The organism is Leifsonia poae, assembly GCF_020009625.1.
In the GTDB taxonomy this organism is placed as follows: Bacteria; Actinomycetota; Actinomycetes; order Actinomycetales; family Microbacteriaceae; genus Leifsonia; species Leifsonia poae_A.
In genome coordinates, this window is sequence record NZ_JAIHLP010000002.1 from 689,983 (window position 1) to 716,628 (window position 26,646).

Genomic DNA, 26,646 nt, shown 5'->3' on the forward strand with positions numbered 1-26,646 from the left:
TCGCGGCAGATACCTATCGTTCAAGAGGGACGGACGTCGACGATCGTCTTGGTTTCCTTGGTCTCAGCCATAACGAGGGGCCATCCGGCGCACGCGCGTGCTGAAAGGCCTGGGATAACCGCTGTCCGCGGTCCGGCACACCGATCGGTCGTAATTGGTCGCGCCTAGTTGCTCGCCGTTGATAGCGCACCGGTGTGGCGCTCTGGATCTCTTTGCGAGACGCTAGCTGGGTGCGGCGACGCAGTGCCATACGGCTCCTGTGCCCGCAATCGAGGATGGAGGGCCATTTGGCAACGCTCGCGTCGACCGAATTCCACCAAGGCTGTGCCGTCTGCGGCACTCATTTCCCCGTCGACATTCCTACGGAGATCGTGGCGGCCGCCCGGAGCCGCAATCTCGTTGTCTTTGCAGGCGCTGGAATAAGCACCGAAGCGCCGGGCCTCTTTCCGGAGACATTCTACGAAGAAATAGAGGCGAGGCTTCGCGACGAGCCGTCGGGCGACCCGTTCCCGACAGTGATGCAGGAGTTCGAATACGCGAATGGGCGCCGCGAGCTGATCAGGACGCTGACCGAGCGGATCGACTACATCTCAACCTTCCGTTCACTGCAGAACCGAACCACTGCCTTTCACCAGGAGCTAGCCACAATCGCGCAGCTTGATGCGATCTTCACAACTAATTGGGACGACTTCTTTGAACGCTTCGCGGGAGCTCGACCATTTGTATTGGACGAAGACTTTGCCTTCTTCGACACGCCTGGTAGACGGGTGATGAAAGTCCACGGATCGATTTCAAACTTGTCAACGATCGTCGCAACGACAAACGACTACGCGAGGCGGGAGGCGGATCTTCGGGAATCCATAATGGGCGCCAAACTTCGAGAATTCCTTTCCACGAAGACGCTCCTGTTCGTTGGCTATTCGCTGTCTGATTCGGATTTTCTGAGCGTGTACCGGTCGGTAATTGAACGGATGGGAGCCTTTCGTGCTCCCGGGTTCGTCGTAACACCGTTGGATACGGGTTCAGCGAAGGAACTCGGGCTGACCCATTTGAAGACAGACGGCGGCCACTTTCTGCACCTCCTTAAGTCTCAGCTAGAGCAGGTCGGTGAACATGTTCCTGACGAGCGACTGGAGCGTGCTGCCTGGGTGCACCCCTTGTTGATCGCTGCCCACAGCGCGTCCGAATCCATGCTTGAAGACGCGAACTCGTTTGGATGCTTCACGCAGTCTTACCAAGACGGTCTACTGGCCGCGCTAGGCAGGGTGGGGCTGCTCCGCCCTTCTGGCACTTACTCCGAGCCGCGGGCGGTCGAAGGCATTGTTCACAGCTACTCGCACTTGTTCGAGAAGGCAGTTGGACTCCGGCGCTACTTCGACGCATCCTACATTGAGGGCTATCTAATCGGAACGCGCTCGCTCCTTCTCGACGACGACGACTTCTTCAAGATCCCTATAGTTCAGACCTTTTCAAGCCCGACGTGGCGTGCTCGCACGAGAGACCCACATCTCGATGCGGATTCACCGTGGTGGATAGCAAGCCCGACGGCAACGCTCCGCGACTATCTCGCTACCGCTCGAACTCAAGAATCGGCCATCGCTTGGCTCGCCGACAACGCCATCTCGGCAGCAGGACGAGCCAGGCGAACCCCGGGACTGTCGACTCAGAACCGCGAATTGCTCGCGTCTCTTCGACCGGGACAAGTTCCGCAGCACACGGAGTTTCTTGACGGGATCTGATTCGGTCGCGAGGCGCCTTGGCCCTACACGCCTTCGGCCGACGCCCGGGTATGGAAGAGCTAGCTCCAAATATTGAGTACTGGCCGGGGCTCGCGACAATGGCCACGAGGGCTAAATTGATCGGCTCGTCGCTGGTTGATCAGGTACCAAACCGCTGCGCGCTGCCTGCACGACAGCCGCAGAGTGCGAATGCTTTAGGTCATCGGTTGGACCACAATCTATTCGTCACCCAGTTCCGCGAGCGATGCCGGCGATTCCCGGTCGTTCGCGACCCTTCCTACAAGCCAACCCGCGCGCCCGGCCACTTCCCGAGCGGTTCTGCCGCTACTCCGATGTTGGCGCAACAACTCATCAAGCAACGCAGAGAGGAGAACCGCCGACTCGGCGTAAGTCCGACGAAGGCCGTACGGTTCCATGCGACCTGCATGAACAATCTGATTGCGCATGTCGTAAAGGCGACAAAGCACCGCGGCCAGCTGAGTTCGAACAGACGCGACCTCCTGAGCATCGAGCGACGCCGCCCTTTCTCGCGCTAGCAGGCCGAGACCAGACGGTACCGACATCACATGCTCCGGCAGCGCCGCCTCGACGAGTTTTGCTGTTTGTCCGTCGCTCGCCTCCCGCAACGCGATCGCAAGGCCATCGTCGCCTGCTCGAGCGTGGCCGATGGCGAGAGCGGTGAATGTATCCCGCACGTACATGCACACCAGAACGTCGGCGGCACGGTCCGCTACGCTCGCAAGATCGCCAAAGTCTCCGGCGCCAGCGAACAGCGTTTCAAGCGTTGCCCACGCTGCGACCATCGCTGCGCGTGACGACGTTTGATCCGCGGCGGTCAGCAGGTCTAGTGCCGCCTCAAGTTCCTCTGAAGCTCGATCGAACATCTCGCCACCGCCGTCGCTGTCGAGTTCGCGCACGCCTATACCTAGCTCCGGTTCGAGCGAAAGCGCCACCGACCATGATCCGGGCGAGACCCAAGAAACCTCTGCCAGTGTGAAACGGCGCTTGCTGTGTGATGCTCGATAACGCTCGACCACGCGCCGCAAAGCGAGCTGGGCGTCGTTTATCGCCGCATACTTGTCGACCGTTTCGACCCGAATTTCCAAACCTCCCCGGTTGTCAGGCAAGGGAACACCCGGTAAGAACTCGCTGAACCGGGCTTCGAACTCCCGCTTCTGCAGTAGTGGAGGCGCGATGACATTGATCCGGTGCCGGACCGTCATTGATAGTGGTGACTCCGACCCGACCGCAGAACAATTTAGTAGGTGTCTAAGTCACTCGCCAAGACTATGCAAACGCAGCTCAAGCAGCAGGGCATCCAACAAACCGCCCGCAGGATGTCCCCCTATGTTCGGGGAACCGCTACGCCTAGCTTCTGGGGTGCCCATAGAACGATAGAGGAGCCACCTCTAACGCGTATCAGAATCAGTGCGTGGGGTCGACTGCATCTGGCTCAAGTCGCTCTGTCCGCTATCCTCAGGACTCGTGTCGGAAAGCATACTGAGCGCGCTCATTGGCGGTGGCGTAACTTTGGCGGTCGGTTTTCTGGCTGCCTTCGTCGCGATCTGGGTATATCGCGCCGGCGACAGGGCGCGTCGCGAAGAAGCAGCAACGGAACAGCGGCGGCTGACGGTGATTCGAATGCTAGACACCATTGATCGAGCTATCCGATGGAGGTCAGCGCCAAGCGTTGTTCGATTCTGGAGAAACCCAGTTGTGGACCTGACGCTGGCCCTTCCCAGATTGCTTCTTGAACTGCCTGGAAAAGATCTTCCTGTGGCTCAATGGGCGGCGGGACAAGTTCAACGCGCCGCGCTGGCGATCAGCCTCAAGGCGTTTGTGAACCGCATGATGACTATCGAGGGCAAGCTCATATCGTGGCATCGGGGAGATGTTCCTACATCGTGGTTCGTTGAACAGCTCGACGCAGAGCCATATAGCCCGAGGTTCCGGGTCCCGATGGGGATCCGTATCGCGATTTATGGAAGAGATCTCGTGCAGAACTTTGGTCTCGGTATTGCTTTGGGCGTCGGCATCTTGGGAATTCAGCGCAGGGGGAAGCCGTAAAAAAGAGGTTTGCAACAGGTTTACTGGCCGACCTCCACACTCCGAACAGAGCGCCAACGCGACGACGACGATGTCGAATCCCGCTTCCAATCGCTTTGTGGATTGCGATGTGATCTGGTGCCCCTGAAGGTGTCTGGGTTCAGGAGATCGTTGATAGATGAGTCGCGACATCGTTGATAGTGGTCGGCGGTTGACGATGAGGGATGTCGAAGGCGCGCGTGATCGTCCTGTCCGTCGTCCACCAGGGACTCACCAAGGCTGAAGCCGCCCGCAAATTCGACGTCTCCTGGCAATGGGTGCACACCCTCGTCACCCGTTACGAGACCGGCGGGTTGGACGCACTAGAACCACACAGCCGCCGCCCGCACACCTCCTCGACGGGCACCCCCGAGCACGTCCGTACGCGGATCATCGCACTACGCCAGCAACTGACCACCGACGGGCTGGACGCCGGACCGGTCACGATCGCCTGGCACCTCGAACAGGAACACCTGCCAGTCCCCTCGACCTCCACCATCCGACGCATCCTCGACGCCGCCGGGCTCATCACCCCACAACCAAAGAAACGACCCAAATCCTCCTACCGCCGATTCGAAGCCGACCAACCCAACGAAACCTGGCAGTCCGACTTCACCCACTGGCGTCTCGCCGACGGCACCGACATCGAAATCCTGAACTGGCTCGACGACCACTCCCGACTACTGCTCTCCTGCACCGCCCACCACCGAGTCACCGGCACCGACGTCATCACCACCTTCACCACCACCACCGAAGCCCACGGCTTACCCGCCTCAACCCTCACCGACAACGGACTCGTCTACACCGCCCGCTTCCGCGGCTCCCGCAACGGCTTCGAATACCTCCTCGCCGCCCTCGGCATCCAACAGAAGAACGGACACCCCTACCACCCGCAAACCCAAGGCAAGATCGAACGCTTCCACCAAACCCTCAAACGCTGGCTCACCAACCAAACCCCCGCAGCCACCATCCCCGAACTGCAAACCCAACTCGACCGGTTCCGGATCATCTACAACCAGCACCGCCCACACCGCGCTCTCGGCCGGCTCACCCCCGCCCTCGCCTACGCCGCCACGATCAAAGCCCAACCAACCCCGAACAGCCTCAGCACCCACTACCGCGTCCGCTTCGACACCGTCGACCGGTTCGGCAAACTCACCCTCCGCCGCGCCGGAAAACTCCACCACCTCGGCATCGGCCACGAACACGCCGGCAACCCCGTCCTCATCCTCGTCGACCACACCAGCGCCACCGTCACCCACCTCGACACCGGCGAGATCCTCAGCACCCACCACATCGAACCCGACAAGAAATACTGGCGCAACCAAACAAAAAAGCCCGGCCGATGGCCGGGCTCTTCCTAATATCAACGATGTCGCGACTCATCTATCAACGATGTCCCGACTCATCACACTGGTGCCCCTGAAGGTGTCTGGTTTCAGGACCTTGTGAACGCATGTCGCGGGACGTTGTGAACGATCTCGGGGGTTCGGTGGGGATGTCTCGGGACATTGTGAACGGGTGGCGGGCACTGTCGCAGGGTGAGCAAACCCGAGGTGCTGATCCAGGCTGTCGTCATTGAAGGACTCTCCTACGGGCAGGTCGCGGCCCGTTACGGCGTCTCGAAATCGTTGGTTCATCGGCTGTATCACCGCTGGTTGGATGAGGGCGATGCGGCGTTTCAGGCTCGGTCGTCTCGGCCGTTGTCGTCCCCGAACCGAACCTCACCGGGGGTGTCCGCCCGGATCCTGCAGCTGCGCGATCAGCTGACCGCGGCGGGACTGGACGCCGGGGCGGATACGATCCTCGCCCACCTCGACCGGGACGGCCACACACCCTCCCGAGCGACAATCTGGCGGATCCTCAGCCGAGCCGGCCTGGTCGTCCCGCAACCGCAGAAACGACCCCGCAGCTCCTTCCAGCGGTTCGCCGCGGAGCGCCCGAACCAGACTTGGCAATCCGACTTCACCCATTGGGCGCTGACCGACGGCCGGGACACCGAGATCATCGGTTGGCTCGACGACCACTCCCGATACCTGCTGCACCTGTCCGCCCACTACCGGGTTTCCGGGAAGACCGTCACCGACACCTTCACCGCCGCTGCCCTGCTCCACGGTTTCCCCGCCTCGACCCTGACCGATAACGGCAACGTCTACACCACCAAATACGCCGGCGGCGCGCGCGGGCGAGGAACCGCGAACGCGTTCGAAACCCTTCTCGCCCTCGAGGGCATCACCCAGAAGAACGGGCGCCCCTACAAACCCACCACCCAGGGCAAAATCGAACGGTTCTGGCAAACCCTGAAGAAGTACTTGGCCGCCCACCCCGCCGCCACCATCAGCGACCTGCAAACCGTCCTCGACGACTTCCGCGACTACTACAACCAGCAGCGCCCGCACCGAGCATTGAACCGACAAACCCCAGCATTCGCCTACGCCCTGATCCCGAAGGCCGAACCAACCACACCCGGCGACCCGAACCTCTGGCGGGCCCGCTACGACACGATCGATCCCGGCGGGAAAGTCTCACCCCGCTACGGCAACCGAATGCTGCACCTCGGAGCCGGCCGACACCACGCCAGAACCGAGATCATCATCCTCATCCACAACCACGACGCAACCATCATCAGCCTCGACGGCACCGTCCTCGGCGACTACAGAATCGACCCAAAACAGAGCTACCAACCCAAACTGAAAACGGCCGAACCCCGAAAACCGCGGGTTCAGCCGTTCACAATGTCCTGAGACATCACACTGGTGCCCCTGAAGGGACTCGAACCCCCAACCATTTCCTTAGGACGGAACTGCTCTTCCATTGAGCTACAGAGGCCGGCGCAACGAGTATACCGAGAGGCCACTTCGCGCGAGGAACGCACACCTACCGGAGACTGCGTATCAAGAGCGGGTCAACATCGGCCATCACGCGCTCGTTGAGACGTTCCGCAACCGCGTTGAGATCGTCCTCGAATAGGTCAGCGTACGTATCCAGTGTCATCGCCGCAGACTTGTGTCCAAGCATCCTTTGAAGCGCTTTGACGTTGGCGCCGGCGCTCACCGCGAGACTTGCAGCGGTGTGTTTTAGCGCATGCGGGGTCAAGTGATCCAGGTGTGCGTCGCGAAGGGCGGTGTTCCACCATGACGGCCGCCGAAACGCAGTATCCGGTCGAGGTAGGAAGCCTCCGGACGCCGAAGGAAAGACAAGCGCATCGCTCTGCCGATCAGACACACGGGCCGCTAAACGCGACGCCAAAAACTCGGGAAATGGAACTGACCGCGCCCGCCAACTCTTGGGCGCTCCGATGTGAATGTGCCCTTCCACCTCGGTCGCCGTTCGATAGATCCAAAGCCTGCGCCTTATCAGGTCGACGTCGGCTGCCGTCAGCGCCACGGCCTCTCCCCATCGAATGCCGGTGTAAGCGAGGGTAGGGATGAGGGTTTGCCGGATCTCATCTGGTGCCGCCGAGGCAAGCCGGAAAACCTGATCGTGAGTCAGGTAGCGGCGTCGCGGCGTCCAATCGTGGTGAGGCAGGTTTGACAATCCGCGTGCGGAATTAGCACTTATGCGGCCGTCCCTTACTGCGACATCAAGAATGCCGGCCAAGACGCCCACAGCTCGAACTACCACGCTCGCGGAGAGGGGCTTCCCGTCGGCGAATGTGCGCACCCGGGCCGTTGGCGCAGTTCCTTGACCGAGTTCGCGAACCCATCTCTCGACGGCAGAGGGAAGTATTGCACCGATCGGTGTGGCCGCCCACCGAGGAGCCACGTACACCCGCCATGCCGTGTCTAATGGAACAAAACTTGATGGCTTAAGGGCCTGCTGCTTGTTTGCTAGCCAGTCGACAGATAGTTCTCCGACAGAGATGCGCGCCTCGGGGGGCATTGAGGAGACAGGGCTGCGCTGAGACTGATCCACGGAGGTCATGTAGTTCCGCGCTTCGCGCCTTGTGCGAAACCCCCGCTTCTCGTGTTGCACACCCGACGCGTCTCGCCACCGCGCTCGATAGCGCCGACCGCGCGCTGATTCGTAGGCTGCAGCGCTTCCCATCTCTGACCTCGGTCTCGCTTGGGCGTCCATCGACGGTTGCGCCTTTGCAACCGTCGTCTCGCTTAGCCGGCAGCATAGAACAGCGGGACCATTTCGGAAAGTGTCCCTGCGGGCACCCGTGTGTCGAGGTTTTCGATCGACCCGTCACGTGCACCATGCTACGTTCAACGCTGTGGACGAGCCTCGATGGAGCAAGGACCGGCCTGTCGAGTCTCGCCTGCGCAGGCCCAGCGCTGAGTCAGGATTCCTGACGGATTGGTCGAGCGTTTGCGCGAGTTCAGCATTGGTGCAGTGATGACGCCGTTCGTGAACGACGTCAACAGGACCGGGGCTCGTGGAAGCCACGTCCCCGAGTGGGACGATTCTATGTCGGCCAGCCTGTGGGTGCGCACTGTCATGAACCCGGCACCGCGGGCTGGTTGAGGACGAACGAAACGGCGTGCCCGCGGGCTCTAACTATCAATCGCGGGGCTGCGACTTGGGCTGATCGAGTTGCTGCTCACGCTGCTGCTGCGCAACTCGAATGCTTTCGACACGCGCTGTCAGCCGTCCGATGCGCTCGCTTTCAGTCCCGGTGTCATATGGGGGAAGGCCAAGCTCGTATGCGTTGAGCTGCTCTTCTACGTCGTCAGCAGTCTGGCGCAAATAGAAGGCGCGCTCGCGGTACTTGAAGTAGCCAGTAAAGCCGGCCGACAACCCGACAGCGAAGCTTAGCCCAACGGCGATCCATTTGAGCGCGCCTTCGCCGGTGTTAAGGCTGGCGACCGCGGTCGTAGCGAGCGAGCCGACAATTATTGCGGACTGAAACGAGTTGTTAACTCGCCGATAGCGGTCTCCGCTCTTTCGTGTGGTGAGGATGCTCCGCTGCATTGCTCCTCTATAGGCGTATTGCCGCACCTCGACGGGGACATCCCTGCCGCTGAAATGCAGCGATTGTTGGCTATAGAGCTGCTCGAGAGCCAATTCGTGTTGCCGACGCGCAATCAACCTAGGGCCATCCGAGCTTGAACCCCACCCGGCCGTCGTACTAACTCCAATGATCGCCACTAAAGTCACGACCACCACAGGTATCCACATCCCGCTGAGGTCCACAGTGGAGGCGAAAAGGACGCTGACTGTAATCGCCGATGCCCACATCAATACGACGAGGGTGACAGCCGCCTTGATGGCACCGACGCCGATTCGCGCCCGGCGGACCCGTTCCTCCGCAGCGCTAATGTCAGCGCGGATCTCTATGAGTTCGTCTTCTATGTCGGTGTCAGTGAACGTTGGCACAGCCAGACTGTAGCAACTGCTGCCCAGTTAGCTGGGACGAGGTGTGAAGCTGCCCGTCGCGTGCCCAGGACGATCAGGAGGGCGAGAACCTCTCCTTGACTGGCTACGATCCGTGTTCACGGGGTTGGGTGAATGCAAGCAAGCCACCCGAATTGGGGGCGACGGCGTCTGGCTTACCCCAGCCCTGCCGACCCTTGACAGTGAACCTCTCGTCTAACCTCAAGAGCCTGAATCCAGACCGTCTTCAACAACAGGTGGCTTGAGGCAGGTTCCGCCAAGCTGAGCTATTGCTCAGTTGCCGCGTCGCGGGTCTTCTCGTACAGTCCCATTGCCATGAGCACATCGACCAGCGGCCCGAGGTTGCCCATCTGTAGCAAAGCCTTGATCGCGTTGTTGTGGCCGATGCCGGAAGCATAGATCGCGTCCTCGAGTTCCGCGACGATGGTCGGAGAGCTCTCGAAATCTATCTCAGTGTTTGCCATCGCTTCGCCCTGGATCTTCCGATTCTCGACCACGTGGCGAAGGATCGTCTCGGTGACAGAAACGCCATCGACTTCCTCGATACCGGTCCCCGCGAACAGGTCGTTGATCTTGTCGATGACGTCCTGCAGCAGTCCGTACTTGGTCTCTCGCGGCTGTGATGACCCGGCGGCTGTGATCCCTGCCAGCTCACCGTTCTGCCCGGCGGTGAGACCGAGGTTTAGGGAGTCGAGTTTCCGGAGACGATAGTGCGTGAGAACAATGTCATCAGTGTTGATCAGAAGCGGATCGGCGTCTTGTTTCTCGATGACGCGGCGGTAGACCCGGAGGAAGATCGCCATCTTCTCGATGTCGGTGTCGCCGTAGTCGAGGATCTGGGAGAGGAAGTCATATGCGCGCACAAACTGATTGACGGTGCCACGGAACTCTTCTAGCAGGCCCTTCTCCAGATCGTCCTCAGCCCCGACCGCTAAATTCCAACGGTCCCAGAAGACGTCCCGGGATGCCTTGATGTGCGAGTAGAGAGTGTTGTGGCTGCTCTTGTTCAGCCAGGCATCAACGACTCCGTCGACGTCATGCTGGTCGATGATGTGCATCGACTTAAGCTTGCCGAGCATGTCGTGGATGATGTTCGGATCGGACGGCCTGGTCAGCTCCGCGTCCTCGTAATAGGTCTGAAACGCCGCCAGGATCTCAGCCGGATCGTTGACGAAGTCGAGGACATACGTGTTCTCTTTGCCCGGGATCACGCGGTTCAGCCGCGACAGGGTCTGAACTGCAGTAATCCCTGAGAGCTTCTTGTCGACATACATCCCGACCAGCAGGGGCTGGTCGAATCCTGTCTGGAACTTGTTGGCGACGATCATCACTTGGAACTCGTCACCGCCGAATGCCGTCTCGAGAGCGCGTCCCTTCAGGCCGGGATTCATCGAGAATTCGGTGAATTCTGCGGCCCCGGACTCAGCGTCAACGACGGATCCGGAGAAAGCAACTAAGGCACCGAGTTCCTTCTCGAGCTTCTGCTCCTTCAGGTACTTGTCGATTGCGATCTTGTAGCGCACTGCTTCCTTGCGGGACCCGGTAACGACCATCGCTTTAGCCCGGCCACCTAGCTCGCTGCGGACGTTCGCGCGGAAGTGCTCGACGATCACGGCGACTTTCTGGGCAACATTCGTTGGATGCAACCGCACCCATCTCATCAGCTCGCTGTTGGCCTTGCCGGTGTCCACCTCGACGTCCAGGCCGCCAGCATCGGGAGTATGCGCGATCGTGAAGGCGAGGTCATACGGCAGGTAGTTCTTCAGCACGTCCAGGATGAAGCCCTCTTGGATGGCCTGCTTCATCGAGTAGAGGTCGAACGCGTGTTTCGTGCCCGTCGCGTCCTCACGGCCGAACAGCTCCACCGTCTTGCCCTTCGGGGTCGCCGTGAACGCGAGGAATGAGATTGTCCCGACGCCGACCTTGCGGGCCATCAGATCGGCCAGGACATCCTCGGCGTCGACGCCGCTGTCACCCGATGCGTTGTCTTCACTCTGATCCGTGGGTTCGGCTAGTCCTGCGGGTTCTGGCACCGGAAGGGTGCTAGCCCCGACAGTGAGAAGCTGCTTCAGCGACGCCGCCGCTTCGCCCGACTGGGACGAGTGCGCCTCATCCGCGATGACTGCGTATTTCCGTCCCGCGAGACCGGCGTTCTCCTCGATCACCGTCAGAGCGTGCGGGAACGTCTGCAGGGTCACGCCGATGATCTGCCGCTCGGCCAGGAGCGCCTCAGCGAGCTGCTTCGACTTCGAACCGTCGGTGCCCCGGGTTATCGGCTGGAACACACCCGTCGTGGTCTCCAGCTGTTCGACTGCGCGCTGCAGCTGGCCGTCGAGCACCTGCCGGTCTGAGACGACAATGACGCCGTTGAAGATCTTCTTGCCGTCGGCGTCGTGCAGCTGCGCCATTCGGTGCGCGGCCCAGGCGATCGAGTCTGTTTTGCCGGAACCGGCCGAGTGCTGGATTAGGTAGTTGTGCCCAGGGCCCTCTTCCAAGACCGCGGTTTCCAGCTTTGTGACCGCCCTCCACTGGTGGTACCGGGGGAATCGCAGCATCCGGTTGTAGGTCTTCTTCCCGTCAATTGGATCCGTCGTCTCCTCGAACCGGTAATGCAGGAACCGGCCGAGCAGATCCAGCCAGGTGTTCCGATCGAGGATCTCCTCCCAGAAATACGCCGTCGGACTGGACCCCGGGATGGCAGCGTTGCCGGCACCTTTGTTCTTGCCGCGGTTGAAAGGCAGGAAGCGAGTATTCGAGCCCTCCAGCCGGGTGGTCATATGGACTTCTTCGTTGGTAACCACGAAGTGCACCAAAGCACCCCGTCCGAACGAGAGCAACGGTTCCCCGTCGGGTTTCCGGTCCGTCGCGTACTGCTTGAGGCCAGCCGCCAAGTTTTGCGTCAGGTCGGTCTTCAACTCGATCGTCGCAACGGGGATCCCGTTCGCGAAAAGCACCAGATCTAGCCGGTTGCCGCTCTTGCCCGAGTACTCCACCTGTCGCATCACTCGCAGCCGGTTGGACGCGAATCGCTCGACAGTCTTCTGGTTGAGGGACGTCGCTGGCCGCGCCTGGAACAGCGAGAACTTCGCGTTCACCACACCTACAGATGCTTTCAGCACGTTGAGGGTGCCTCCCGCGTTCATCGGATCTGTGCCCTGAAGTTGCACGACCCGGTCGAGGATCTGCTTGCGGCCGAGCTCCTGTACAGCTTCAGAAGCGCCAGGCTTCACCAGCTTCGCGAGCTGCTCGGGCTGCGTCGCTTCGAGCCACGCGAATAGGTCATCAGGGAAAAGAGCTCGCTGCCGGTCATAACCGGTGTCGTTGGACGAATACTTCCAGCCGTGCGCTGCCAAATACTCGCAGAGCTCCGTCTCGAACGCGTCCTCGTGCTGGATGCCCACTTAAGCCGCCTCTCCGTGGTTTCGGACGTCGATCTTGCCCGTGACTGCTGCCGAGACCAGCGCCGCGCGGCGTTCCTTGGAGAGAGCGATAGCTTCTCGGGCGTCAGTGATTGCGGCGTCGATTTCACGGAAAGCGATCTGCAGACGCTCCACGGCTCCACGCTGCTCCGGAGGCGACGGAAGTGAAATCGGCAGCTTTGAGAACACGCTCCAATTTCGGTAGTCGACACTGCGCTGCCGCACGCTCCAGGCGTATGCCTGCAGGAATTCAGACAGTCCTAGGGCGCGCAAATAAAGCGCCATGAAGGCTGGATCAACACCCTTCTCTGAGACACAGACGTGGTAGACAGGCGAGCAACGCCCGTTCGAGTCTGAAACGCCGACCGCGCCGGCGAAACCATCAAGTCCATGGAAGACGATGTCCCCAACTGCGACGCCCTGATATCCCGACTCAGCTTCGGACATAGTAAAGCCCTCTTCGCGTCGATTCGAGCGCGCTGTAACCTCCCCGTCTCTGAAGGCGGTGACTACGTCAGCGCCTTGTATCGGTCGCTCCTGCTTACGAATGAAGCGTCCCAGGGAACCACTGACCGTCGGCTTGATTTCAAGCGTCTCGCTAAGCAACGACGCCGCACGCCGTTCGGCGAGCAACCCGATGAGTTCTTCCTGATCGGCGATGAACGCGTCGATCTCCGCCGTCTCCTGATCCAAGAAGTCCGCGATCTTGATCTGTTCCTCGTGGGAGGGAACTGCGATCACGATGGCACTTAGGTCGGATTGATTCAACTTGTCACGTGTGGAGCCTTTGATGTAGAGCGAATAATCGACCGCATTCAGGCTGGCCGCTAAAAATCGATGGTCGACGTCCACATTCGGCCGCAGAACATGCACGTGATTGTTCGGCCAGATTGGCTCATCGACGGCGAATGCGACGGGTGTAAGTCGGTCATAGAACGGCGCTCCGTCCTCGCCTACCAGAACAAGTGGACCCTCAACGAGCGAACGGTCAACGTACCCCTGGACGCTGTTGGCCCCCCAATATGGGATGGGACCGACCATGTGCGATCTTTCCTCCGCATTCTTCGGGATTCGAAGGTAGTCAAGGTTTCGGCTGAGGCGGCGGACTTGGACCCGCCTCCAGTCGCGATGACCTGCGTTAGTCGTCATGCTTTGACGGCCTCAAGGCGAGCACGAATCCGGCCGAGGACGGCATCAAGGTCGGCGTCGATCTCCTCGAGAGGTCGCGGGGGAACGTACTGGTAGAAGTGCCGCGTGAAGGGGATCTCGCATCCTTCCTTCGTCTTGGACTCGTCGATCCACGCGCCCGGCGCGAACAGCGCGACTTCACGGGCCAGGTACTCGTGGATGTCCTCGCCCCAGGGCACGTTCTCGGTGTCGCGGAGCGACGGATCAGCTGCCGGCTTCTTCTCCGCGTCGAGGACGACCTCGGCGATCTCGTCCTGATCTGCAAGCCCATCGATCAGCGCTGACGCTGTGGTCTTGGGCAGATCGAGGCCGACCTCGGCGAGGGCGCGGTTGAAGACCGCCGCGAACTCGGATCTGGACAACCACGGCGCAGCACCGTCCTGTGCTCCTGTAGCCGCTTCGACGCGTTCCAGGTACCGATGCGTGACCCGGTGCATCACCTCACTCAGTGCATCGAAGCCGTAGCTATCGATGACCTTCTTCGCTGCCTTCGTCTCGTAGAACTCGTTCGCGCGCTGGATGGTCGGGGCGAAGCTTTGGCGCAAGGGACGTTCGACGGTGATGGTTCGGTAATAGAACGCTTCCCGGTCAAAGATCTTCGATCGGTCATCCGGATTGAACGCCGAGTACAGCTCGACGATCTTCTTGATGTCGCTGCTGCCGAGCTCGTTGCGCTTGGACCCGAGCCCCTTGCGCATCTTTTGGAACAGCTTCGATCCGTCGATCAGCTGTACCTTGCCGGCACGTTGAGGGCTCTTCTTCGTTGAGAGCACCCAGACGTACGTTGCAATGCCCGTGTTGTAGAACATGTCCGTGGGCAGAGCGATGATCGCCTCGAGGTAGTCGCGGTCGAGCACCCACTTGCGTATGTTCGATTCGCCCGACCCGGCACCACCCGTGAACAGAGGACTGCCGTTGAGCACGATCGCGGCTCGGCCGCCGCCTTCTTCGGTGGGGCGCATCTTGGAGATCAGGTGCATCAGGAACAGCATCGAGCCGTCTGACACCCGCGGCAGACCCGGGCCAAACCGTCCGGCGAAGCCACGAAGGTTGTGTTCCTCGGTTACTGCCTTCTGCTGTTTCTTCCAGTCCACTCCAAACGGCGGGTTCGACAGGCAGTAGCTGAAGGTCTGACCCACGTGACCCGGGTTCAGAAGCGTGTCACCAAAGGTGATGGCGTCCACTGCTTGGCCCTTGACGGTCATGTCAGCCTTGCAGATCGCGTAGGACTGCGGGTTGATTTCCTGTCCAGCCAGAGTGAGAGTCGCTGAGGGGTTCGCGGAGCGGATGTGGTCTTCTGCCACGCTCAGCATGCCGCCGGTGCCTGCGGTCGGGTCGTACACGGAACGCACGATATTCGACTTCGAAAGGGTGTCTGACTCGGGCTCAAGGATGATGTCGACCATGAGCTCGATCACGTCGCGGGGTGTGAAGTGCTCACCAGCGGTCTCGTTGGACGCTTCCGCGAACTTGCGGATCAGCTCCTCGAAGATGTGCCCCATCTGCTCGTTCGGCACGGTCGCCGGCGAGAGATCCACCTGCGCGAAACGCTGCGTCACCAGGAACAGCAGGCCGTGCTCGTCGAGCTCCGCGATCCGCTCGGTGATCTTGTACTTGTCGAAGATGTCCTTGACGTTCTCAGAGAACCCGGTCACGTAGTCGTTCAGGTTTGCTGCCAGGTTCTCAGAGTCCCCGAGGGCGCTCTTCAGGTCGAACTTCGACTCGTTCCAGAACGAGTACTCGTGGGCGGCCTTGTGGCGGAGCAGCGACGCGCGCACCGGAAGACCAGCAGCAGCGGCCTCCTCAACAGCCGTGAACACGGCCTGTTTGGTCGGTGCGAGGACCGCATCGAGCCGGCGCAGCACCGTAAACGGCAGGATGATGTCTCCATACTGGTGCGCTTTGAAACTTCCGCGAAGAAGATCCGCGATCGACCAGATGAACGTGGCGTGGTTGTTGCTCAAGACCTTAAACTCCTAGCGCCGCGCACGAATTGATGCGCGGATAAGTAGAGTCTGCCGGGTCCAGGCAAGATCCGCTTGCGCCCTTTCGGGGTGGCACTCTGTTCATGGACCAACTGCTCGCCTTCCCTCGCGAGCGCTTCTCGCACCTATGCGACCCTCTACTAATCTGAGGACTATTGGGCGATGTGCGGGATAGCGGAGGCGGATGTGGGCACCGAGATCGAATTGATCAGCGACGGAGACGGGGTCGCGATCTTCGGCGATCCGACAGCCGTCGAGCGCTTCCTCTCTAGCGCCGGCTTGCCCTCGAAGGAGATCGCGCTACGCCCGTCGCTCGGCTCCGCCCTGAGCGCTGGCTCGGGCGTTGCGCAAGCAGGAGCCAGAGTCGCCGAGAACTCGGGCCGGTGGGTGAAGCTCACCGAGGAGTCGGCCAAGGCCCTCAAGCTCGGCAAGGCGATGAAAGGCTCGTCGGACGGCGTCAGTCGCGCGATAGCAACCACCAGCAAGGGCAAGGTCACGAAGATCCTTGAGTTCGTCAAGCCTGGTTCAGTCGGCTCCATGCTCACCAACCCCGCGATGCTCGCCGGCGCAGCTGGCATCATGGCGCAGCTCGCGATGCAGCAAACCATGGAGGAGATCACGCAGTACCTCGCCGTCATCGACGAGAAGGTCGACGATGTGCTGCGTGCGCAGAAGGACGCTGCGATCGCCGAAATGATCGGCGTGGGTATCGTCATTGACGACGCCATGATCAAGCGCGAGCACGTCGGCCGGGTCTCCGAAGTGACGTGGTCGAACCTGCATGGCGCCGCTCAATCCATCGCCACCACCCAGTCGTACGCGCTCCGCCAGCTCGACGCCCTCGCGGAGAAGCTGGAGAAGAAGCGCAAGGTCGGTGAGCTCATGAAGGCCTCGCAGGAGGCTGAGAAGTCCGTCGAGGAATGGCTTGCTGTCCTTGCCCGTTGCTTCCAGCTGCAAGACGGCCTGGCCATCCTCGAGCTCGACCGCGTCCTCGATTCCGCGCCCGATGACCTCGACCGGCACCGCGAGGCAATTCAAGCTGGGCGACGCAAGCGTCGCGACCTTATCGCGAGCACTACCCAGGGGCTCCTGAAACGTATGGACGCTGCCGCGGGACTCGCCAACACCAAGGTTCTGCTCCACCCGATCAAGGCTGGCGCAGTCGTGCGGTCGGGAAACGAGGTCGGCATCGACGTCGCAGATTTCAACTCTCGGCTCGGCATCCAAGAAGGCAGAGACGCCCTCGAGGCAAAGCGGTGGGGAGAAGCAGTGGGCGATGCGAGAGACGCGGTCGCGCACACTGCCTCGACAAGCGCCGCTGCAACCGCCCGTTTCAGCGCCGAAGCCTTCGCCAACGCCAAGTCCGTTGCGTCCGGCGTATCCGCGAACATCGCCGAACACCTTCCTGGGAAGCCGGACGAGGACTCTGACGACGCCGAGCGCGACTGAGTCGGCAAGGAGGGAGTCCCCACGCATGTCCCTGACCCTCGTGCCGCTCCTGCTCGACGCAGGCATCGATCCCGCGCGGACGCTCGTGATCCGTCATGCTTACGTTCGCGAGCCCGAGGACAGTGGACTGCAGGGCATCCACGCAGATTCCACCGACGCCGAGATCCTGGAGTACACGCGCACCCAGTCCGCCAACACGATGCGCTTCCCGTCGAACCCGCCGCATCTCTGGGTCGTCTTCATCCGCGAAGGTGGCGACCAAGCGCGCCTCTGGTCGGTGGTAGAGAACCGCGGCGAGATCTCGAGCGACGGCATCCTTCGGACGTTCGACCTCGTTCAGTCCGATCACATGGCAGATCTGTGGAGCCGACTCGTCATCGGGTGGAAGTCTCCCCGGACTTGGCGGATGAATGCCACCACCGCAGCCAGCTATCCGGTCATGGCAATCGCGGACGCAGAGCCGATTCCGTTCCCGGGCTTCGACCGCCTCCTCCTGAGCCATTCGCAATTGCAGGCTGTGATGCGCGAGCATCGCTACGCTTCGTGGCGCACCGCGCTGTCGTCCGTGTTTGGCATCTACCTCATCACCGACACCCGGGACGGGCGTCATTACGTCGGTAAGGCAGACGGGGTTGAGAGCATCCGGCAGCGCTGGAACGCCCATGCGACCAATGGGCATGGCGGCAACGTGGAGCTGCGCGCCCTGGACCCAGCGACCTTCCAACTCTCGTTGCTTCGTGTCTTCGACCCGGCAACGCCAACGAGGGATATCGACGCGGCGGAGAGCCACTTCAAGACCGCGCTCGACACGCGCCGCCACGGGCTGAACCGCAACTGAGTCGGCGCTCGGCCCAGGGAGACCAGGTGACCGCCATCCACTCTGACCGCGGAAACTCCGATTCTTGGTAGTGCCAACGACAATGCCGCAGTCCAACCTAGACAGCGTTCTCTCTACGACGGAGAGCCAGCGTCTGCGCTGGTCCATTTCGTCGGCACGCCGGAGCCGAACGCGTCTCCTTGCATCTGGCCAGCGCCGACATCCACGTTAGACGCCTGGAGATTACCGCGCCGGTATCCGTTCGGAAGCGAAGCGCATTTCAGGCTCAACCCCGTGCTGCCTGAGGGAATCGCGCAGAACCTTGTGACCGTCATCGACGTACTCGATGACGTCATCCAGCGCCAAGTGCCCCAAATGCCAACCTTCTAGCCTTCGTTGAATGTCGTCGAGGGCTTCGATGAAGTCCTCGACGTGGGGCGACTTCTGCGCGTCAAGCACGTACGCGACACAATGACGCGACAGATGCTGCGCGTCGCATCGCGTGGTCAGCTTCACGAGTTCAGCCCGAACCCTTCCGGTTGGCGCGGCGTGCCCCATACTTGCTGTCTCATCAGCACAATCGGCGATCGCCGACGCGATGCTTTCAATGACCTCAGCGCGCCTATTGAACTCAGACTCCGACACGCTCTCGCGTCGATCGTTCTCGCGGTCCCACCTCGCTTCGCGGCGCTCCGCGTCACGAGACCTGATTTGCATCCGAGCCACCATTACGGTCGTCACGCTGCCGGCCACCGCAATTCCAAGGGGAAGCATCAAGCTCGCGAAATAGTCCACACGATGAGAATGAGGGGAGGGCGCCCAACCCGAAAGTCCCCGTTCTGGGTTCGCTCCGGTGGAGCGGGAAACTCCAACAACTTCCCGGCGGCGGCGCGGGGCAGGTGCGAAATTCGGTATCCTCCGAAATTGACGCCGTCGCAGCGCCCATTCTCCGGAGGAGGCCATTACAGCAGACAAGTCGCTCTCGCCGCGCGCTAGCTCACAGGATTGCCCAGGCGATCCGTTACCGCTGTGTTACTGCAACATCGATCCACGACACGCAAAACCCCCGCATCCCGCGCAAACACAAGGACCTCGGGGGCTTAACACTGGCGGTACCGGTGGGATTTGAACTAGTTGGAAGTTCGAGCTTGGGCCAACGATCGAGACGTTCAGCCCACGCGAACCACCAGAGCTTCATAGATATCGACAGACCTTGTTTGCAGGTGGCCCGTAATCGCTCAACTGATCGGACGGATGGGTTCGGTTTCCCGGAAAGGAATAGGCTCGAGCCATGGTCGAGACGCCGGCGGAATCGTGCCAAGTCGGAGATAGCGATGATCCACACGATGTGGTGCGGCGACTGAACGACGCGCTCGGGGCCACTCTCGTGGCAGCTCTAGCTGGCGCCGCGTCCAGGGAGCAAGCTGCCAACTGGGCACGTGCAGACGCACCAGAGCCCATGCCAGAAGTGTGGAATCGACTCCAGCGCGCCGACGAGATTTGGAGCATGCTCGAATCTGAAGAAGGTCGCGACGTCGCACGTCGATGGTTTATCGGCGCCAACCCGCGATTTGACGGAGCGACCCCGGTGATGGCGATCAGAAATGACCGCCACACCGAGGTCCGTCGCGCGGCACAGGCATTTGTCGATGGAGACGTGGACGAGTGAGCGCGAAGCGTCTCACCCTACATAGCTCTTTGGACCTTCACCCGGGATCTCCCACAGATCGTCGTAGTTGACGGTAGCTAATCCCGCGGACTTAGCTACCGGCTCCTGTTCGAAACTTGGACTTTCAGGCGAAGCGTCGTCAGTTTCATTCGACAGTTCGGCATCGTCTTCCTTCGACAGGTTGGCATCTTCCGGGCGCGGCGGAACTGGCAGATGGATGATGACCGCACCGCGCTCGTTATCCAGCGCCAGGCGATTCCGGTAGCGACGGCCGCCTGTCCCCTTCACGTTGGGATAGCCCAGGTCGTCGAGCCGGGCCCCGAAGTCGCGCAGGCTGAGGCGATGTTCGCGCATGATCCCTTCGGCGAGGCTCCATTCTCGGTAGGAATCGTGTAGCTCCTTCGTGCCAGAGCCATTGCCATCTTCCACATCAGTGCACATCGCCTCGATAAATCGCACGGCGGTGTCCTGATTATCCATGTACTCCCCTGTCGCAGCTGCGACAGCTTGAGGCTCTCCGAGACCGTTCGCCTCGTACTCAGCCAATCCTCGGAGCATCCAGCCAAGGACAGCGTCAGTATTCGCCCGCGACTTGAGCTTGCGAAGTAAATGAGGGTCTTGCTGGTCCTCCGGGAAGACCACGTCGAACTTGCAAACGCGCGTGCGCGCCCAGAGCGCGGGATCATCCGCCGGTAGCTGTGGCGGATGATTCGTGATCAGGATCGCCATATGGGACGGCGAGAACGTGATCGAGTGGCTCTGGTACAGGTAGCGTCCGGTGATTGCGTCGCCACCCGTCAATCGCTTCATGAGTGCCGGATCAAAGCGCGCGCCTTTGTCGGTCTCCGAGAGCCATGCCACTCGCACTCCGCGTAGGTCGAGCATTGCCGGATTGGGCTTATTCGGATCTCCCTTCGTCAACTCGAAGAGAGACGACGGGGCGATGTGAGAGTACGAACCGAGCGCTGAGTGCCCAGCCTGGTAGAGGACGCCTTTTCCGTTACGCCCCTTTCCGGTGAGGATAGGAAGCGTGTGTTTGATTTGTTCGCCGATGAGACTCAAACCAAGAGTGCGCTGCAAGTAGCTGCGCACTGCCTCGTCAGGCACGCTCGACTTCAAAAACTCTTCCCACAGGTCAGAGGACGCGGCGGGATCAAATCGCGCCTTGGTGATCCGCGTGATCTTGTCGGCAGGTCGAGGCTTGTGAAGCTGGAGATGTGCAACGTCGACGACAGCCGTAGCATCCTCAGTCGCCAGCTCCCTCAGGTCAAGAGTTCCATTCGCAACGTTGAGCAAATACGGATCCGCGTCAAGTTCATCCACCGTCGCCCTGATGCCGGCAAGCGCGCTCATAAGTTCAAGCACACCTCTGATACCGGAGGCCGTTTGAGCCTGACGAAGGTCAGCAAGCAAATCCCTGTCCATCAGGGCATCGACGGAAAGCTCTCGAATCCGGCCCATGACAGCCGCCCTGGCGCGCTTGTCGTCCATGTCTCGTTCCCAGTGGGTACCAATCCATACGTACCAGCCGGCGCCTGCAACGTGCATGAGCTGATCGATTGAGTTCGCCGCGACCAGATGCGCGATTCTCGCGTGACTGCGCAGATTGTCGGCGTCTGACAGGTGCTGAATTCCCGGCGCGATTGAATCTTCCACCGAAGTATCGTCGTCGGACTCGTCCGTGTTAATGTCTTGATCAGCGCCGCCAAACGCTACAGATGCCGCCTCGCTGCTTGCCGGGCGGCGTCTGTCACTTGTAGGTTCATCGAGCAGTTCAATGTCATCCATCAGCGCACCGCCGCATTCGAAGCGGAAGCGAAGAGTGCGCGGATCGATTCATCGGTCACGCGAACAGTGCGACCGGCGATTCTGATTGTCTTGAGCTCGCCGCTCGCGATCATCCGCTGAACGGTGCGAACACCCACGTCGAGCGTCAAGGCGACATTGGGGATCGTGTGGCCGAGCCGTTCGATTGGCGGGGCATCGGCGGTGTCATGAACTGCGTGGTGGGCTGCGCTGGGCATACCTGTCTCCTTGGAAGCTAATTAGCTATCCAGGAACCAGGTCGCCTGGTCGTGTTTCCGGCCGTCTGGCGTCTGTGCACCGGGTGGTGCATGTCCTTTCCCGAGACGGACCTTCCCGCCTCTGCGCTTTAGTTTCGCGCTATTCATTTGTGTGAAAAAGAAATTAGCACGAGAAGGCAGCAATTGACGCAAACTGACCGCGCTTCCAGCCCGAGTGGATTTACGACCCCACGCTGACCCCACGAAGTCGCATGTTCGAGCCAAGTGGCGCCAGCAAAAGCAAAAAACCCCCGGTTTTCCGGGGGTTTCTCTCTGTGGGCGATACTGGGATCGAACCAGTGACCTCTTCCGTGTCAGGGAAGCGCGCTACCGCTGCGCCAATCGCCCAAACCCGCAAGCGGGTTGGAGGTGGATACGGGATTCGAACCCGTGTATACGGCTTTGCAGGCCGCTGCCTCGCCTCTCGGCCAATCCACCGCTCGGGTTCACCACCGTAATGAGAGGCCCGATCTTTCGACCGGGCCGACTCGAGCGGATGACGAGATTCGAACTCGCGACCCTAACCTTGGCAAGGTTATGCGCTACCACTGCGCCACATCCGCATTTTGTTCCGCATCGCTGCGGCACTTGAATGACTGTAGCCGATCTTTTCGTCGATCACCAAACCGGACACCGCCACCGGGAGTGTCGCCTGCCCGATGTGCGCTCGGACCGCTTCGTCGGCTAGTATCGAGTCTCGCAGCCGGGATTCCTCGGCACACCCCAGGGCGATTGGCGCAGTTGGTAGCGCGCTTCCTTCACACGGAAGAGGTCATCGGTTCGAGTCCGGTATCGCCCACCTCAAAGAAGCACGTCACCCCCACTTTTCGACTCTCTCCGATAGTGCCCCTCGCCGCATCGGGGGCAGACGTCCGCTTCACGTGGCTTCGAAACGCGTGGCCCTAGATCTTTGTGAAGCCACCGATCTCGACGGAGTCGCCAATGTTGGGATTACTCCCGAGTAGCTAAGCGATCGGCGCCTTTCCAAGCACCGCCACGAACGCACGTCTCAACGGCGACGGCGACAGGTGCGCAGCCTCCGCCAGTTCGGTTCCGGGGGTTATCGCGTTCTCACCTCGGACGCCCGTCTAGTGGTTGATTCGCCGCTCCTCGATGCCGTCAGGGGTCGTGCGGCGGAGGGCGGGGGCGGCGGGTGTGGGAAAGACGAGAGGCACGGAGGCGTCGCCGGGTGAGGGGTGGGCGAGGCGGATGCGGTACTCCGTCGCGCTCCAGTCGACGATGACGACCGGTCGCCAGGGCCAGGGTGCGTCCGGGCTGAGCGCGTCGACGGCGTCGAACGCGTCCGGCAGCGGCTCCGGCAGGCGCATCCAGCGCGGCTCGCCCAGCATCTCGATTCCGCGCATGTCGAGGACGGCCCCGGCTTCGGCGAGGTCCTGCGGTTCGCCGAGCGTCTCACCGATCAGGCTCATCGGGCTGAACGACTCCGCATCCCGTTCCGAGGCGGGCGCCAGGTAGCCCACGGGCGTGCCGTCGGTCAGACGGTGGTGGGCGATCCAGTTCGCGGGGATCATCGGAGCGCAACTCCGCCCGGCGCCATCGGCGGCTACCGCCAGCCGTAGCGGGCGACCAGCGCCGTCCGAACGGCCTCGTAGGGGCGCGCACCGAGCGCGGCGGCCTCGCGACGCATCCCGTTCTGGTGCACGCGGAAGACCCGCTCCAGGTTGACGTAGCTCGGCCGGCGCTGCGCATCCCACGGTCCGGTTCCGATCGGCAGGTATTCGCTGCGGCCCGGATGCTCTTGGCTGGTCAGCTGCACGGCGAGAACCGTTCCGTGCGGTTCACCGGCCACGACGAGCACCGGCCTGTCTTTGCCACGCCCGTCGTTCTCCTCGTAGGGAACCCAGGTCCAGACGATCTCGCCCGGGTCGGCGTCGCCGTCGGTCTCCGGTCGGTAGGCCGTCGTCACCGGGCCGAGGCGGCGTGGGTCGACTTCGATGGTGGCGTTCGGCCCGGACCGCCCGGGTTCGGTGCCCGCTCCGGACGCCGTCTCAACTGTCGGACGATCGGCCTTCCTCACCCTCGGGTTCGGCCGCAGCACGTTCGCCAGCGCGCGCAGGAGACTCATCGGGGACGTCATGGTTGGCACGATACCGGACCGGGGTGAGCCCCAAAGTCACCCGCAGCAGCCAGGCGATCGCGAGCGACACCAGGAAAGACCACGCCGCGATCCCGAATGCGGCGATGGCTTGGGCGACGAACAGGTCGAAGTTGCCGCTGTCGATCATGCCCTCGCCGGTGGCGAACAGGCCGATGAAGAGCATGCCGACGAGACTCGCGACGATGTGGATGACGCAGATGGTCATCGGCACACCGAACCGCACCCTGGCCGCGACGTCGACCATCGTGGCGCAGGCGAGGGCGGCCAGGGCGCCGAGGAGCAGGGACCACCCGGTCGTCACGACGCCGGAAGCCGGGGTGATCGCCACGAGGCCGGAGACGGCCCCGCAGAGCACGCTCGTGATGGTGGGGCGGCGTAGCATCACCCGATCGACGATCACCCAGCAGAGCGCGCCGCCCGCCGATGCGATGAGGGTGTTGATCCAGATGAGCGGGGTGAAGGCGTCGAGCGCCCCTTCCGACCCGACCGTGAGACCGAACCACCCGACCCACACCAGTGCCCCGCCGGCCGCCACGAGAGGAAGACTGTGCGTTCCGGTGGGCGCGTGACCGTGCCGGCCGCAGGCGAGGATGACGCCGGCCGCCCCGCTTCCGGCGGCGAGGCTCACCGGGAGCGCTCCCCCGAAGTCGATCGCCCGCATCCCCGCCACCGCCCAGCCGTCGGAGAGGGCGAAGACGGCGTATCCGGCGGGGAAGAGCACGAGAGGCGACCAGAGCACGACGAATACCAGCCAGGCCCGCACGGTGACCCGGGACGCGACGGCCGCCCCCAGCACAGCCACGGCGACCGCGCACAGGGCGATGAGGTAGCCGGCATGCGCCAGCGGGTACGGATCGGAGGAGGGCGCCTCAGCCTGCGCGAACAGGGAAGCCAGACCGGGGTCGGGTCGCCCGAGGAGATGCGCGATCCAGGGCGTGCCCGCCAGCAGCCCGTACCCGCCGAGGACAGCGAGCACGATCACGACAGCCGCCCCGGAGAGCACCGTTCGGAACGCGGAGGCCGCGCCCGCCCGCCCCGACATGCCGCCGTAGAACAATGCGATTCCCGGCACGATCACCATCACCAGGGTGGCGCTGATCAGCAGCAGGAGAGCGTCCACGGAGCGGCTCTGCGCCAGCGCGGCGATGACCGCGACGGCGTCGGGTCGCCACGGGAGCATCCGCCCTCCTTCGGATCGGGTCAGCAGAAATCACCTTAGCGCCCACGCGAAGCGGGGCGCCGCCCGAAGGCGACACCCCGCTCGCTGCTGTGTTCTTCGAGGTCAGACGGTCTCGAGGGCGTAGCCTTCCTCGCCGTGCACGACAGTGTCGACGCCGGCCAGTTCGTCTTCGTTCTTGATGCGGAAGCCCATCGTCTTCTGGATGATCCAGCCGATGGCGTAGGCGAGCACGAAGGAGTAGATCAGAACGCTGAAGGCACCGACCGCCTGCGCTCCGAGCTGGGTGAGGCTGCCGCCGTAGAGCAGGCTGGAGAAGCCCTTGGTGGCGTCGCCGTCGATGTGGGTCATGCCGAAGATGCCGATGTAGAGCGTTCCAAGCAGACCGCCGATGAGGTGGATGCCGACCACGTCGAGCGAGTCGTCGAAGCCGAGCTTGTACTTCAGGTCGATGGCGATGGCGCAGACGGCGCCGGCGAGCAGGCCGAGGACGATCGCCCAGAACGGCGTGAGGATGTTACAGGCCGGGGTGATCGCGACCAGACCTGCGACGGCTCCGGATGCGGCGCCGATCGATGTGGGTTTGCCATCTTTGATCTTCTCCACCACAAGCCAGCCGATGGTGGCTGCGGCCGGAGCGGCAAGCGTGTTGATCCAGGCGATGGCTGCGACGCCGTCGACGGCCGCCTCCGAACCGGCGTTGAAGCCGAACCAGCCGAACCACAGCAGCGCAGCGCCGAGGAGGGTGAGGGGAACGTTGTGCGGCTTCGACATGCCCTTCTGGAATCCGACACGTTTGCCGAGCACCAGGGCCAGCGCGAGTCCGGCGGCACCGGCGTTGATGTGAACGGCCGTGCCACCCGCGAAGTCGTTGACGTGCAGGTTGGCGGCGATCCAGCCCTCTTGCAGGTTGAAGACCCAGAACGCGACCGGGAAGTAGACGACGGTCACCCAGACACCGGCGAACACCATCCAGGCCCCGAACTTGGCCCGGTCGGCGATCGCGCCCGAGATCAGGGCAACGGTGATGATGGCGAACGTGGCCTGGAAGCCGGCGAACGCCAGCCCGCTCATATCGGGCGTCATCCCGTCTTTACCGAGCAGGCTGGAAAGGCCCCAGTCCGGCGTTCCGAGGACGTGCGGGATGGACGGGGTCCCGAACGCGAGTCCGTACCCGTAGAGCACCCAGAGCACGCCGACGAGGGCCATCGCTCCGAAACTCATCATCATCATGCTGACGACGCTCTTCGCGCGGACCATGCCGCCGTAGAAGAACGCGACGCCGGGGGTCATCAGAAGAACGAGCGCTGCGGCCACGAGAAGCCAGAGCGAGTCGATGCTCGTCTTGGCGTCGTAGCTGGCTGCCAGGTGTAGCAACATACGTATGGTCTGCCTCTCTCTGAGTGCACTTCGGTGGCCCCGGTCGGCGCGGGTCCGTGGGTGCTTCGGGGTGTCGCCAGTTTCGTCGCGGGACGTTTCGGTCGGACGATCCTCGTGTTTCACGAGTGTTACGGGTCGGCCGTGCAGGTAAACATCGTGTTTCGCGGCTCCCCGAATCCCCCGCCAAAGCGCCGGAGGAACGCCGAACGGCCCCCG

The 26,646-nt window shown here is 62.1% G+C and carries 20 protein-coding genes and 5 tRNA genes; 8 read left to right on the plus strand and 17 right to left on the minus strand.

What is annotated here, in order from left to right; translation table 11 throughout:
• The first annotated feature begins 287 nt into the window (after nucleotides 1-287).
• Complete coding sequence (locus K5L49_RS03950; protein ID WP_223690714.1) at nucleotides 288-1,739, plus strand: SIR2 family protein; 1,452 nt, start codon at nucleotides 288-290, stop codon at nucleotides 1,737-1,739.
• Between the two features lie 218 nt (nucleotides 1,740-1,957).
• On the opposite strand, the gene K5L49_RS03955 is transcribed toward K5L49_RS03950, so the two are convergent.
• Nucleotides 1,958-2,962 (minus strand): hypothetical protein, encoded by a 1,005-nt coding sequence (locus K5L49_RS03955; RefSeq protein ID WP_223690715.1) that lies wholly within the window; start codon nucleotides 2,960-2,962, stop codon nucleotides 1,958-1,960.
• Between the two features lie 262 nt (nucleotides 2,963-3,224).
• Here K5L49_RS03955 and K5L49_RS03960 point away from each other — a divergent pair, with 262 nt between their 5' ends.
• The 3 genes from K5L49_RS03960 to K5L49_RS03970 all read left to right on the plus strand — a co-directional run bounded on the left by K5L49_RS03960 (nucleotide 3,225) and on the right by K5L49_RS03970 (nucleotide 6,568).
• On the plus strand, nucleotides 3,225-3,806 hold the full coding sequence (locus K5L49_RS03960; RefSeq protein WP_223690716.1) for a hypothetical protein: 582 nt from the start codon (nucleotides 3,225-3,227) through the stop codon (nucleotides 3,804-3,806).
• A gap of 203 nt (nucleotides 3,807-4,009) precedes the next feature.
• Nucleotides 4,010-5,188, plus strand: a complete 1,179-nt coding sequence (locus K5L49_RS03965) for an IS481 family transposase (RefSeq protein WP_223690717.1) — start codon at nucleotides 4,010-4,012, stop codon at nucleotides 5,186-5,188.
• Between the two features lie 177 nt (nucleotides 5,189-5,365).
• Nucleotides 5,366-6,568 (plus strand): IS481 family transposase, encoded by a 1,203-nt coding sequence (locus tag K5L49_RS03970; RefSeq protein WP_223690718.1) that lies wholly within the window; start codon nucleotides 5,366-5,368, stop codon nucleotides 6,566-6,568.
• A gap of 10 nt (nucleotides 6,569-6,578) precedes the next feature.
• Here the strand turns inward: K5L49_RS03970 and K5L49_RS03975 are convergent.
• The 6 genes from K5L49_RS03975 to K5L49_RS04000 form a co-directional block, all read right to left on the minus strand.
• A tRNA-Arg gene (locus tag K5L49_RS03975) sits at nucleotides 6,579-6,653 on the minus strand.
• Between the two features lie 48 nt (nucleotides 6,654-6,701).
• A complete protein-coding gene (locus tag K5L49_RS03980) occupies nucleotides 6,702-7,901 on the minus strand; it encodes a tyrosine-type recombinase/integrase (protein ID WP_308116508.1) in 1,200 nt (399 codons plus the stop codon).
• Nucleotides 7,902-8,330: 429 nt separating this feature from the next.
• On the minus strand, nucleotides 8,331-9,146 hold the full coding sequence (locus tag K5L49_RS20380) for a DUF4231 domain-containing protein (protein ID WP_223690719.1): 816 nt from the start codon (nucleotides 9,144-9,146) through the stop codon (nucleotides 8,331-8,333).
• 284 nt (nucleotides 9,147-9,430) lie between these two features.
• Nucleotides 9,431-12,565 carry a type I restriction endonuclease subunit R gene (locus K5L49_RS03990; protein ID WP_223690720.1) on the minus strand — a complete coding sequence of 1,045 codons (3,135 nt, stop codon included), beginning with the start codon at nucleotides 12,563-12,565 and terminating at the stop codon, nucleotides 9,431-9,433.
• A complete protein-coding gene (locus tag K5L49_RS03995; protein ID WP_223690721.1) occupies nucleotides 12,566-13,624 on the minus strand; it encodes a restriction endonuclease subunit S in 1,059 nt (352 codons plus the stop codon).
• A 104-nt stretch (nucleotides 13,625-13,728) separates the two neighbouring features.
• Entirely contained in the window at nucleotides 13,729-15,735 is a 2,007-nt protein-coding gene (locus K5L49_RS04000; protein ID WP_223690722.1) for a type I restriction-modification system subunit M, read from the minus strand.
• Between the two features lie 207 nt (nucleotides 15,736-15,942).
• Between K5L49_RS04000 and K5L49_RS04005 the strand changes: the two genes are divergently transcribed.
• Nucleotides 15,943-17,205 carry a hypothetical protein gene (locus K5L49_RS04005; protein ID WP_223690723.1) on the plus strand — a complete coding sequence of 421 codons (1,263 nt, stop codon included), beginning with the start codon at nucleotides 15,943-15,945 and terminating at the stop codon, nucleotides 17,203-17,205.
• Between the two features lie 25 nt (nucleotides 17,206-17,230).
• Nucleotides 17,231-18,043, plus strand: coding sequence for a GIY-YIG nuclease family protein (locus K5L49_RS04010; RefSeq protein ID WP_223690724.1), 813 nt, complete (start codon nucleotides 17,231-17,233; stop codon nucleotides 18,041-18,043).
• A gap of 222 nt (nucleotides 18,044-18,265) precedes the next feature.
• On the opposite strand, the gene K5L49_RS04015 is transcribed toward K5L49_RS04010, so the two are convergent.
• Nucleotides 18,266-18,817: a hypothetical protein gene (locus K5L49_RS04015; RefSeq protein ID WP_223690725.1), complete on the minus strand. Its 552-nt coding sequence runs from the start codon at nucleotides 18,815-18,817 to the stop codon at nucleotides 18,266-18,268.
• Between the two features lie 496 nt (nucleotides 18,818-19,313).
• Between K5L49_RS04015 and K5L49_RS04020 the strand changes: the two genes are divergently transcribed.
• Complete coding sequence (locus tag K5L49_RS04020) at nucleotides 19,314-19,691, plus strand: hypothetical protein (protein ID WP_223690726.1); 378 nt, start codon at nucleotides 19,314-19,316, stop codon at nucleotides 19,689-19,691.
• A gap of 12 nt (nucleotides 19,692-19,703) precedes the next feature.
• On the opposite strand, the gene K5L49_RS04025 is transcribed toward K5L49_RS04020, so the two are convergent.
• The 5 genes from K5L49_RS04025 to K5L49_RS04045 all read right to left on the minus strand — a co-directional run bounded on the left by K5L49_RS04025 (nucleotide 19,704) and on the right by K5L49_RS04045 (nucleotide 22,317).
• The gene (locus K5L49_RS04025) at nucleotides 19,704-21,479 is read right to left on the minus strand and encodes a DNA primase family protein (protein WP_223690727.1); all 1,776 of its coding nucleotides are present in this window, start codon (nucleotides 21,477-21,479) and stop codon (nucleotides 19,704-19,706) included.
• Complete coding sequence (locus tag K5L49_RS04030) at nucleotides 21,479-21,715, minus strand: helix-turn-helix domain-containing protein (protein WP_223690728.1); 237 nt, start codon at nucleotides 21,713-21,715, stop codon at nucleotides 21,479-21,481. Before K5L49_RS04030 ends, K5L49_RS04025 begins: the two co-directional genes overlap by 1 nt.
• Nucleotides 21,716-22,030: 315 nt before the next feature.
• A tRNA-Val gene (locus K5L49_RS04035) sits at nucleotides 22,031-22,102 on the minus strand.
• A gap of 16 nt (nucleotides 22,103-22,118) precedes the next feature.
• Nucleotides 22,119-22,192, minus strand: a tRNA-Cys gene (locus K5L49_RS04040).
• Between the two features lie 53 nt (nucleotides 22,193-22,245).
• Nucleotides 22,246-22,317, minus strand: a tRNA-Gly gene (locus K5L49_RS04045).
• A gap of 163 nt (nucleotides 22,318-22,480) precedes the next feature.
• Here K5L49_RS04045 and K5L49_RS04050 point away from each other — a divergent pair.
• Nucleotides 22,481-22,553: transfer RNA gene (locus K5L49_RS04050), tRNA-Val, on the plus strand.
• Between the two features lie 289 nt (nucleotides 22,554-22,842).
• On the opposite strand, the gene K5L49_RS04055 is transcribed toward K5L49_RS04050, so the two are convergent.
• The 4 genes from K5L49_RS04055 to K5L49_RS04070 form a co-directional block, all read right to left on the minus strand.
• On the minus strand, nucleotides 22,843-23,286 hold the full coding sequence (locus tag K5L49_RS04055; protein WP_223690729.1) for a hypothetical protein: 444 nt from the start codon (nucleotides 23,284-23,286) through the stop codon (nucleotides 22,843-22,845).
• Nucleotides 23,287-23,318: 32 nt separating this feature from the next.
• Entirely contained in the window at nucleotides 23,319-23,852 is a 534-nt protein-coding gene (locus tag K5L49_RS04060; protein ID WP_223690730.1) for a type II toxin-antitoxin system PemK/MazF family toxin, read from the minus strand.
• Complete coding sequence (locus tag K5L49_RS04065) at nucleotides 23,764-25,053, minus strand: ammonium transporter (protein ID WP_223690731.1); 1,290 nt, start codon at nucleotides 25,051-25,053, stop codon at nucleotides 23,764-23,766. The genes K5L49_RS04060 and K5L49_RS04065 overlap by 89 nt, the downstream gene beginning before the upstream one ends.
• 102 nt (nucleotides 25,054-25,155) lie before the next feature.
• Complete coding sequence (locus tag K5L49_RS04070; RefSeq protein WP_223690732.1) at nucleotides 25,156-26,430, minus strand: ammonium transporter; 1,275 nt, start codon at nucleotides 26,428-26,430, stop codon at nucleotides 25,156-25,158.
• Between the last annotated feature and the right edge of the window lie 216 nt (nucleotides 26,431-26,646).